Genomic DNA, 10,586 nt, shown 5'->3' with positions numbered 1-10,586 from the left:
GGGGCTTTCCGAAAAACGCTGTGAATACGTCCGTGTACGCTTGGCTCCGCCATCCATGGCTCCGCACATTTTCGGAAAGCCCCACCCGCTGCACTGCGTTCAGGCCAAAGAGATCGAAGATCAATAAACTTCAGTCATCTGGCATAAATGACCGTGATCCGAATTAATGGACAGTCCTGGTGGTGTAAATTCAGGATAGGCGGACTGAGTGGTCTGATCGCAAGAGGCCGGGAATACCTGCCCAAAAATGTGCGGAGCCATGGATGGCGGAGCCCAAGCCGCGCATGGATGCCTTGAGGCGTTTTTTGGGCAGGTATTCCCGGCCTCTTGCAGCCCCCCAATCCCGAACCAAGACTCCAATGCAAGAGGTCAACAAATGAGAAAGGCCCTGATAGTAGCGATGTCCCGAAACCGGGTCATCGGCCGGAACAACAAGCTGCCGTGGTACCTCCCGGGGGACCTGCGTTACTTCAAGCAGGCGACCATGGGGAAACCTATCATCATGGGGCGGAAAACCTGGGACTCTATCGGCCGGCCGCTGCCGGGACGGATGAACGTGGTTATTTCCCGGAACGGGAGTTGGGAAGCCCCGGCCGGTACCGTTGCCGCCAGATCGCTCAACGACGCCCTGGTGAAAGCCGCTGCACAGGCTGAACTGGAAGGCGGGGATGAAGTAATGATTATTGGTGGCGGTCAGATCTACGCCGAGGCGCTGCCGCTGGTGGATCGAATGTACATCACCCAGGTGCACGCGGAAGTGGAGGGGGATGCATTCTTTCCGGAAGTGAACTGGGATGATTGGGAAGAAATCGGACGGGAGGATTTCTCCGCGTCCGACAATAATCCCTACGACTACAGCTTCGTGGTATACCAGCGCCGCGCCGATTAACGGGCGGGGCGCTTGCTCGGCGGCTTGCCGCCCTTGCCGGCCGGCTTGCCCTTCGGGCCGCCTTTGCGGTGGCCGGGCTTGCCGTCCTTCTTGAAGCCCTTGCCCGGGCCCTTGCGGAAATTCTTCTTGCCGGGAGGCGGTCCCTTGCGGTCACGGCGGGGCGCTGCGGAAATCTCCGGCAGGGCTTCCGGCGCTTCCAGCGGCAGGGCGCCGGGCTGGGCCATTTCCATCCAGCATGCCATGGCACCGGCGACCATCGCCATATCCAGGTCATTGCGCTCGGCAATCTCATCCAGCAGCGCCATCGCCTTGGGCAGTTTGCCGTCCTCGGCGAACGCCAGCAGCTGGGTCTCGAACTGCTCCACCCGCATCTTCTGCAGATCGGTAGGCGAGGGCAGCTGATAGGACTCCATCGGCGAATTGGTGGCCCGCTCCAGAGTACGCAGCCAGCTGCGCTCTCGCGGAGTCACCAGCAGGATGGCCTTGCCGGTGCGACCGGCGCGACCGGTACGGCCAACCCGGTGGATGTAGGCCTCCGTATCGTAAGGCACGTCATAGTTGATGACGTGGGTGATCCGGGGCACATCGAGGCCGCGGGCGGCGACATCGGTGGCAATGATAATGTCCTTCTTGCCCCGCTTCAGATCCTCAACCGTCTGCTCCCGCTGACGCTGATTCAGGTCACCGCTCAGGGGGGCCACGGCATGGCCACGGGCGGAGAGCTTCTCGGCCAGCATTGTGGTCTCGGCCTTGGTGCGCACGAAGATGATCGCAGCGTCGAAAGGCTCCACCTCCAGGATGCGTGTGAGGGCGTCGAGCTTGCGCTCGGCGTAAACCGGCAGCACGAACTGGGAGATACGCTCGACAGTGCGGGTTTCGCTCTCGATCCGGACTTCGGTGGCATCCTTCAGGTAAGTCTGGGCCACCTTCTTGATCTGCGGCGGCATGGTGGCCGAGAACAGGGCACGCTGGCAGGTGTCCGGCGTCTTCGCCAGGATGGCCTCAACGTCGTCAATGAAACCCATGCGCAACATCTCGTCCGCTTCATCCAGCACCAGGGCCTTCAGGCTATCCAGCTTCAGAGTGCCTTTGCGCAGGTGATCCAGCATACGTCCCGGAGTACCAACGATAACCTGGGCACCACGACGCAGGCCGCGGATCTGGGGGCCGAAATCCTGGCCGCCATAGATCGGCAGTACGTGGAAGTTGCGGAACTTGCTGGCATAGGTGGTAAACGCCTCGGCGACCTGGATGGCCAGTTCCCGGGTCGGGGCCAGCACCAGGATCTGCGGCTTGGCGATGCTGGCGTCGATGCGACTCAGCAGCGGCAGCGCGAACGCAGCGGTCTTGCCGGTACCGGTCTGGGCGACACCCAGCAGGTGGTGGCCGGCCAGCAGTGCCGGGATGGATTTTGCCTGGATCGGCGAGGGTGTTTCATAGCCAACGGCGTTGACAGCTTCAAGTACGGCTGCATCCAGCCCCAGTTCGGCAAAGGACATTTCTGACATTGATTTACTCGGAATTCGGAGGGAGGGCATTGCCGGGCAATGCGTGATTTACCGGCATTATAGTCGGTTTGCACGCTGTTTGATACGCGCAATACCCTCTTACTCGTATGCATTTCCCCTGACCCGGCAGCCCGGCGTCATCAGGACACAGGCAGGGTCAGGGTGTTCTTGATCTCCCTCAGGGCAAAGTTGGAGTTCACCTGGGCAATGCCCTTGAGGGTGAAGATCTTCTCGTTCAGGAACCGGTCATAGCTGGCCATATCCGGCACCACGACCCGCAACACGAAATCCGCGTTACCGGTGACCGCAAAACACTGCAGCACTTCCGGATAGCTGCTGACCTCGCGCTCGATCTCGGCGGTGCTGTCGATGGTGTGGCGCTGCAGGGACAGGTTGACCAGCACGCACAGGCCCTGGCCCATGGCTTCCGGGCACAGTTTTGCAGTATAGCCGGTAATCACGCCGGCCTCCTCCAGGGCCCGGACCCGGCGCCAGCAGGCCGCAGGCGAGAGCCCCACCTGCTCGGCCAGTAACTGGTTGCTGATGCGGCCATCCTGCTGGAGGGCATCGAGGATTCGGCGGTCCAGTTTGTCCAGTTCGACCTGTTTCATTTGGTAACACCTGATATTTATCAAAGGATATTTCGGTATTTTGTCATTTATCAAAGAATGTTGCACATCGGCGCCGGTCGGCTAACCAAAAAGCAAGCACCTTTTGCGCCGATCCCTCTAGAATTTTGTTCATAAAATCAACAACTGGAGGGGCGACCATGACCGCCGATACACCTCAACTCGACAACTACAAACTCGAGGACCGCTACTTGCGTGAATCCGGACGGGTGTTCCTGACCGGAACCCAGGCCCTGGTCCGGATCCCCCTGATGCAGGCAGCCCTGGACCGCAAGTACGGCCTGAACACCGCCGGCATGGTCAGTGGCTACCGGGGTTCTCCACTGGGCGCCTACGACCAGGCGCTTTGGCAGGCCAAGGAACTGCTCGACCAGAACAGCATCGACTTTGTACCCGCCATCAACGAGGACCTTGCCGCCACCATCATGTTGGGCACCCAGCAAGTGGAAACCGACGAGGACCGTCAGGTCGATGGCGTGTTCGGGCTCTGGTATGGCAAGGGCCCCGGTGTCGACCGCGCCGGCGATGCCCTCAAGCATGGCACCACCTACGGCAGCTCTCCAAACGGCGGTGTGCTGGTGGTGGCCGGGGACGACCACGGCTGTGTGTCGTCATCCATGCCGCACCAGTCCGATGTGGCGTTCATGAGTTTCTTCATGCCCACCATCAACCCGGCCAACATCGCCGAGTATCTGGAGTTCGGTCTCTGGGGCTACGCCCTGTCCCGGTACAGCGGTTGCTGGGTCGGCTTCAAGGCGATTTCCGAGACCGTGGAGAGCGCCGCTTCGGTTGAGCTTCCGCCGTTGCCCGAGTTCAAGACGCCGGAAGATTTCACCCCACCGGCAGATGGGCTCCATTACCGCTGGCCGGATCTGCCCGGCCCTCAGCTGGAGACGCGTATCGAGCACAAGTTGGCGGCGGTTCAGGCCTTTGCCCGCGCCAATCCCATCGACCGCTGTCTTTACGATAACCCGCAGGCCCGCTTCGGTATCGTCACCACCGGCAAGGGCTATCTGGACCTGCTGGAAGCGCTGGAGCTGCTGGGCATCGATGAAGCTCGCGCAGCCGAGCTGGGCCTGGATATCTACAAGGTGGGTATGGTCTGGCCCCTGGAACGCCGCGGCATCCTGAACTTTGTCCATGGCAAGCAGGAAGTGCTGGTGATCGAAGAGAAGCGGGGCATCATCGAGAGCCAGATCAAGGAGTATATGTCCGAGCCGGACCGTCCGGGGGAGGTGCTGATCACCGGTAAGCAGGACGAGTCCGGCAAGCCGCTGATGCCCTATGTCGGTGAGCTCAGCCCGAAGCTGGTGGCCGGCTATCTGGCGGCACGCCTGACCCGTTTCTTTGACGTTGATTTCAGCGAACAGCTCAGGGCCATCAATGAGATGACCAGCGCCAAGGATCCGGGCGGGGTCCGGCGCCTGCCGTATTTCTGTTCCGGTTGCCCCCATAACACCTCCACGAAGGTGCCGGAAGGCAGCAAGGCGCTGGCCGGTATCGGCTGCCATTTCATGGCATCCTGGATGGGGCGCAACACCGAGTCCCTGATCCAGATGGGTGGTGAAGGGGTCAACTGGATCGGTAAGAGCCGTTACACCGGTAATCCCCATGTGTTCCAGAACCTGGGGGAGGGCACCTATTTCCACTCCGGTTCCATGGCCATTCGGCAGGCGGTGGCTGCCGGTATCAACATCACCTACAAGATCCTGTTCAACGACGCGGTGGCCATGACCGGTGGCCAGCCGGTGGATGGGCAGATCACTGTGCCCATGATCGCCCAGCAGGTCGCCGCCGAAGGCGTCAAGCGGGTGGTGGTGCTCAGTGACGAACCGGAAAAGTACAAGGGCCACGAAGGGCTGTTCCCGAATGATGTGACCTTCCACGACCGCTCTGAGCTGGATCAGGTCCAACGTGAGCTGCGGGATGTTCCCGGCTGTACCGTGCTTATCTACGACCAGACCTGCGCCGCGGAGAAACGCCGTCGTCGCAAGCGCGGCCAGTTCCCGGACCCGGCCAAGCGGGCCTACATCAATCACCATGTGTGCGAGGGCTGTGGTGACTGCTCGGTGCAGTCCAACTGCCTGTCGGTGGTGCCGCGTCAGACCGAGCTGGGGCGCAAGCGCAAGATCGACCAGTCCTCCTGTAACAAGGACTTTTCCTGTGTCACCGGCTTCTGCCCGAGCTTTGTCACCGTCGAGGGTGGCCAGCTGCGCAAGTCCCGGGGCGTGGATACCGGGTCGGTGCTGAGCAAGCGCCTTGAAAGCCTGCCGGAGCCGTCCCTCCCAGACCTGAACGGTTCGTTCGATCTGCTGGTGGGCGGCGTCGGTGGCACCGGCGTCGTGACCGTGGGGCAGCTGATTACCATGGCGGCCCACCTGGAGTCCCGGGGCGCTTCGGTACTCGATTTCATGGGCTTCGCCCAGAAAGGCGGCACGGTATTGAGTTATGTGCGCATGGCGCCGTCCCCGGAAAAGCTGCACCAGGTGCGTATCAGCAACGGTCAGGCCGATGCCGTGATTGCTTGTGACATGGTGGTGGCTTCCTCCCAGAAAGCGCTGAGCGTACTGCGCCCGGAACATACCCGGGTGGTGGCCAACAGGGCAGAGCTGCCAACGGCGGATTACGTCCTGTACCGGGATGCGGACATGCAGGCAGACAAGCGCCTGGACCTGATCCGCGACGCGGTGGGTGACGACCGGTTTGATGCCCTGGATGCCAATGGCATTGCCGAGAAGCTGATGGGCGACACCGTGTTCTCCAACGTGATGATGCTCGGTTTCGCCTGGCAGCAGGGCCTGCTTCCGTTGTCCGAGGCGGCCCTGATGCGGGCCATCGAACTCAATGGCGTGGCGGTCGAGCGCAACAAGGAAGCCTTCGGCTGGGGGCGGGTTGCGGCGGTCGATCCGAACGTGATCGATGACTTGCTGAACCCGGTCAGCGAGCCGGTGGAGGTCAGGTCCGAGCTGACTCTGGAGCAGCTGATCGAGACCCGCTACCAGCACCTGGTGAGTTACCAGAACCGTCGCTGGGCAGACAACTACCGCGATCTGGTGGAGCGGGTGCGCCAGGCCGAGCAGGGAATCGGTCAGCAGGATCTGCTGCTGACCCGCGCGGTCGCCGAGCAGCTGTACCGGTTCATGGCCTACAAGGACGAGTACGAAGTGGCTCGCCTGTTTGCCGAGACCGATTTCATGAAGGAAGTGGAGAAAACCTTCGAGGGCGACTTCAAGGTGCATTTCCACCTGGCGCCACCGATCCTCAATCGTGGCACCGATGCCCGTGGCCGGCCGCAAAAGCGGCAGTTCGGCCCCTGGATGTTCCGGGCCTTCAAGCTGCTGGCGAAATTGCGTGGGCTGCGCGGCACCGCTCTGGATCCGTTCCGCCATTCCGCGGACCGGAAACTGGACCGGGCCCTGCTGGCGGACTATCGCCAGCTGGCCGAGCGTATCGGTCGCGAATTGGACACAGACAATTATGAGACCTTCCTGCAACTGGCGGAATTGCCGGCGGACGTTCGTGGCTTCGGCCCGGTCCGGGAGCAGGCGGTGGAAGCGATCCGGCAGCGCCAGCAGCAATTGCTCAAGGCGCTGGAAACCGGGCGCCCGACGCTGATTCGCACCAAACCGGCCGGCGAGAAGGAGGAGTCGCATGTTTGAAGGGTTGAAACCACTGCCACAGGATCCGATTCTCCAGCTTATGCAGACCTTCCGGGAGGATCCCCGGGAGCACAAGATTGATCTGGGTATCGGTGTCTACAAGGACGATGCCGGCAACACGCCGATCATGGCCGCAGTGCACCAGGCCGAACGCCGGCTGTTGGAGAGCGAGTCCACCAAGAGCTATGTCGGACCGGCCGGCTCCCCCGGCTTCGGCCGGGCCATGGCCGACCTGGTAATGGGCGAGGGCAGCGCCCTGGTGCGGGACGGGCGGGTGGCCGTCGTCCAGACCCCGGGCGGGTGCGGAGCCCTGCGTATGGCGGCGGAGTTCCTGCGCTTGTGCCGGGACGATGCCACTGTCTGGGTCAGCACCCCTACCTGGGGCAATCACCTGCCACTGCTTGGTGGCGCGGGCCTGAACATCCGGGAATATCCCTACCTCGATCCGGCAACCCTGAAGGTAGACTTCGCCGCCATGCTGGAAAGCCTGGCGCAGGCGGAGTCCGGTGACGTGGTGTTGCTGCACGGCTGTTGCCACAACCCGTCCGGTGCCGATCTGACCTTTGAGCAGTGGCAGCAGGTGACCGACCTGGTGCTGGAAAAGGGATTGCTGCCGTTTGTGGACATGGCCTACCAGGGCCTCGGTGACGGCCTGGATGTGGATGCCGCCGGGCTGCGTCACATGGCCGGCCGGGTGCCGGAAATGATCGTGGCGGCCTCCTGCTCCAAGAATTTTGGGCTGTACCGGGAGCGTACCGGCGCCCTGATGCTGATGGGAGCCAACGGCAGTGTCACCTCCGCAGCCAACAGCCAGCTGCTCAGTGTCATCCGTTCTCATTATTCCATGCCGCCGGCCCATGGCGCGGCCATCGTGGAAACCATCCTCGGGGACGAGGGCCTGCGGGCCGACTGGCAGCTGGAGCTGGCAGGTATGTGCGACCGCATTCTCGGGTTGCGCCGGGCCTTTGCCGAAGCGCTGGCGCCGGCCGGCGATTTCGGATTCATCGCATGCCAGCGGGGCATGTTCTCGTTCCTGGGCATTTCCCCAGCGCAGGTGCGCCGGCTCCGGGAGGAGTATGGCATCTACATGCTGGAGTCGAGTCGGGTCAACGTGGCCGGGCTGAACGACCGCACGCTGCCGGTCGTTGCCGAGGCAATCCGGACCATTCTCTGATTCTGTCCGTCCGACTTTCCGACAAAAACAACTATTTCGGAGTAGTACATGACTAACCAAACACAACCGCACCAGCTGGCCTCGAACCTCTGGTCTTCGCGTCTTGCTTTTATCCTGGCGGCCGCCGGTTCTGCCGTGGGGCTGGGCAATATCTGGAAGTTCCCATACATCACCGGCGAGCACGGTGGGGGAGCTTTTGTTCTGGTCTACCTGGTGTGTATCGCCATCATCGGTGTGCCGGTGCTGATTGCCGAGACCATGATTGGTCGCCGCGGCGGGCAGAGCCCGGTAGCCACCATGCGGTCACTGACCGAGACCGAAGGCACCGGTCGGGGCTGGCGTGCCATCGGCTGGAACGGCGTCATCGCCTCCTTCCTGGTGCTGTCCTTCTACTCGGTGATCGGTGGCTGGTCCCTGGTCTATATCGGCAAGGCCGCCGCGGGTCTGTTTACCGGCGCTGACGCGGAAACCATCGGCGGCCAGTTCGGTAATCTACTGGCCAACCCCTGGGAACTGCTGCTCTGGCACAGCGTGTTCATGGCCATCGTGGTGCTGATAGTCGGCCGCGGCATCCGGTCAGGGCTGGAGCGGGCGGTCAATACCCTGATGCCGCTGTTGTTTATCCTGCTGGTGGTGATGGTGTTCTATGCCATGAATTCCGGCAGTTTCGGCCGGGCGGTGGACTTCATGTTCGCCCCGGACTTCAGCAAGCTCACCACCAAGGGCGTGCTGGTGGCGCTGGGGCATGCCGCCTTTACCCTGAGCATCGGTATCGGCGTGCTGATGGCGTACGGTTCCTATCTCCCGAAGAAGATCAACATTGCCCGTACGGCGATGACGATCGCGGTACTCGACACCAGTGTCGCCCTGCTGGCGGGGCTGGCAATCTTCCCGCTGGTGTTTGCCAACGGCCTCGAACCGGGCACCGGTCCGGGGTTGATCTTCGTGACCCTGCCGCTGGCCTTCGGACAGATGACCGGTGGTGTGCTGTTTGGCGTCATCTTCTTCGCGCTGTTGCTGGTGGCCGCGGTCACCTCGGCCATTTCCATGCTGGAGCCAGTGGTGGAATGGCTTGAGGAGCACAAGGGCATCAACCGTTTCAAGAGTGCTCTGACTGGAGGGCTGGCGATCTGGTTCGTGGGGATCGGTACAGTGTTGTCGTTCAACGTCTGGTCCGATGTTCACCCGCTGGGCTTCCTGGCCTTCTTCGAGGGCAAAACCGTGTTCGACCTGCTGGACTTCCTGGTGTCGAACCTGATGATGCCCCTGGGCGGACTGGCGATTGCCCTGTTTGCCGGCTGGGCCATGCGCCGTGAGGGTCTGATGGAAGATATCGGCCTGCGGGGCGGTGTCTACCGGAGCTTTATGGTGGTGCTGCGGTACCTGACACCGGCCGGTATTCTGGTGGTGTTCCTCTACAACCTCATCTGATCCAAAAAAAGGGCGCCCTGACGGCGCCCCGACTCACCGAAAGGCTCACACCGGTTCGCCGACCGCTGTGAGCCTTTCTTCGTTCTCGTCGCTGGCATCCTGCAGGCCACCGAACCGGCGGTAGAACTTCTCATTCGGTCCCGGCAGCGGGCCGGAGGCGTTCTCCAGGGTCCCGTCCAGCCACTTTTCAGCGCGCGCGTAGATGTGGCGGTACAGGTTCCGGCACAGCTGCTTGGCGCTGCGACCTTCCCAGTCCCCGGGTAGCAGTTCCTCGGGCAGCAACGGATCCCGCAGCAGGATCTTCCGGTACTCGTGGATCAACAGGATGCGCAGGGTGAGGCATTCGGCCGGGGTCAGGTCATCTTCGTTCTGCAGTTCCCGCCAGACCGGGCGGAATTGCGACAGGAAACGCCGGTAGCGCCCCCCCAGTTCGTCCAGGTTCCAGCTTTCACGCACCTGCAACCGCAGGGCCTTGGAGCTCTTCTGCTCCATGGGCACGGTTTCCATGACAATGGTGTCTTCCAGGGCGCCCCATTCCTGCAGGAGCGGTAGCAGCTCGTTGCGGGTAAAGCGTGGATGTTCCATCACGCCCGGCGCCATGCTGCCGAAACTGAGCCACTTCAACTCTTCCCGCACTTTCTGCTTCAGGTCGGGTGCCAGCTGGTTGAGGTAAACCAGGCACCAACTGCCACTCCACTCCCGGGTCGAGAGGCTGTAGACATGCTGGAATGCCTGCTCGAACCGGCGCAGGCCCGGCCCGGTCAGGCTGTAATAGCTGCAGCGGCCGACCTTCTCTGTCTGCAACCAGGATTCTTGCACCAGCCGGTATACCGAGGTGCGGACCAGTCGCTGGCTTATACCCATGGGTTCCACCAGCTTCATCAGGCTGCCCAGCCATACGGTCCCTCCCCGGGGAACGATGGCGTCACCGTAGATGGTGATGATCAGCGAGCCGGCACGAAGTGGCCGTTTCTTCTGGAAGTTAATGACGAGCTGCTCAAGCTGGTTTTTTGCAGACATAGGCTTCTTGTCGATTATCGGTTATCAAATATCAGGAATTACATATCTGATACGTATTATGCGGTTCCTGTGTGTCACGTAAAGCATTCAGTGCTGTGCCACCTGACTGGCGCCTTGGACCATGGTCGGCTTTACTGTGAGAACCTGTCAGGTAGTCAACCAAATCGGTTGACACGGATATTATGATACAATAATGTCCATTGATATTCGTCAACGGTATCGAATTTTGCTGGTGATGAAGTTCAGGGATCTGATGGATCAGGGATGAACACACAA

General features: G+C 61.6%; 7 protein-coding genes. 4 read left to right on the top strand and 3 right to left on the bottom strand.

Features of this window, described 5'->3' with window-relative positions:
- Positions 1-376: 376 nt before the first annotated feature.
- Positions 377-889 carry a dihydrofolate reductase gene (locus ACQUTG_RS15945; RefSeq protein ID WP_428920345.1) on the top strand — a complete coding sequence of 171 codons (513 nt, stop codon included), beginning with the start codon at positions 377-379 and terminating at the stop codon, positions 887-889.
- On the opposite strand, the gene ACQUTG_RS15940 is transcribed toward ACQUTG_RS15945, so the two are convergent.
- The gene (locus ACQUTG_RS15940) at positions 886-2,397 is read right to left on the bottom strand and encodes a DEAD/DEAH box helicase (protein ID WP_428920344.1); all 1,512 of its coding nucleotides are present in this window, start codon (positions 2,395-2,397) and stop codon (positions 886-888) included. The genes ACQUTG_RS15945 and ACQUTG_RS15940 overlap by 4 nt on opposite strands.
- A 140-nt stretch (positions 2,398-2,537) precedes the next feature.
- The gene (locus tag ACQUTG_RS15935) at positions 2,538-3,008 is read right to left on the bottom strand and encodes an Lrp/AsnC family transcriptional regulator (RefSeq protein ID WP_092005240.1); all 471 of its coding nucleotides are present in this window, start codon (positions 3,006-3,008) and stop codon (positions 2,538-2,540) included.
- A 158-nt stretch (positions 3,009-3,166) separates the two neighbouring features.
- On the opposite strand from ACQUTG_RS15935, the gene ACQUTG_RS15930 reads away from it, so the two are divergent.
- From ACQUTG_RS15930 to ACQUTG_RS15920, 3 genes are read left to right on the top strand one after another with little or no spacing between them, the layout of a single operon-like run.
- A complete protein-coding gene (locus ACQUTG_RS15930) occupies positions 3,167-6,685 on the top strand; it encodes an indolepyruvate ferredoxin oxidoreductase family protein (protein ID WP_428920343.1) in 3,519 nt (1,172 codons plus the stop codon).
- Positions 6,678-7,859, top strand: coding sequence for an aromatic amino acid transaminase (locus ACQUTG_RS15925; RefSeq protein WP_428920342.1), 1,182 nt, complete (start codon positions 6,678-6,680; stop codon positions 7,857-7,859). Before ACQUTG_RS15930 ends, ACQUTG_RS15925 begins: the two co-directional genes overlap by 8 nt.
- A gap of 48 nt (positions 7,860-7,907) precedes the next feature.
- A complete protein-coding gene (locus ACQUTG_RS15920) occupies positions 7,908-9,290 on the top strand; it encodes a sodium-dependent transporter (RefSeq protein ID WP_428920341.1) in 1,383 nt (460 codons plus the stop codon).
- A gap of 45 nt (positions 9,291-9,335) precedes the next feature.
- Here the strand turns inward: ACQUTG_RS15920 and paaX are convergent, their stop codons facing one another.
- On the bottom strand, positions 9,336-10,310 hold the full coding sequence (paaX, locus tag ACQUTG_RS15915; protein WP_428920340.1) for a phenylacetic acid degradation operon negative regulatory protein PaaX: 975 nt from the start codon (positions 10,308-10,310) through the stop codon (positions 9,336-9,338).
- Positions 10,311-10,586 lie beyond the last annotated feature (276 nt).

The organism is Marinobacter sp. DUT-1 (genome assembly GCF_050379415.1).
Classification (GTDB): domain Bacteria; phylum Pseudomonadota; class Gammaproteobacteria; order Pseudomonadales; family Oleiphilaceae; genus Marinobacter.
This window is presented reverse-complemented; position numbering and strand designations above follow the sequence as displayed.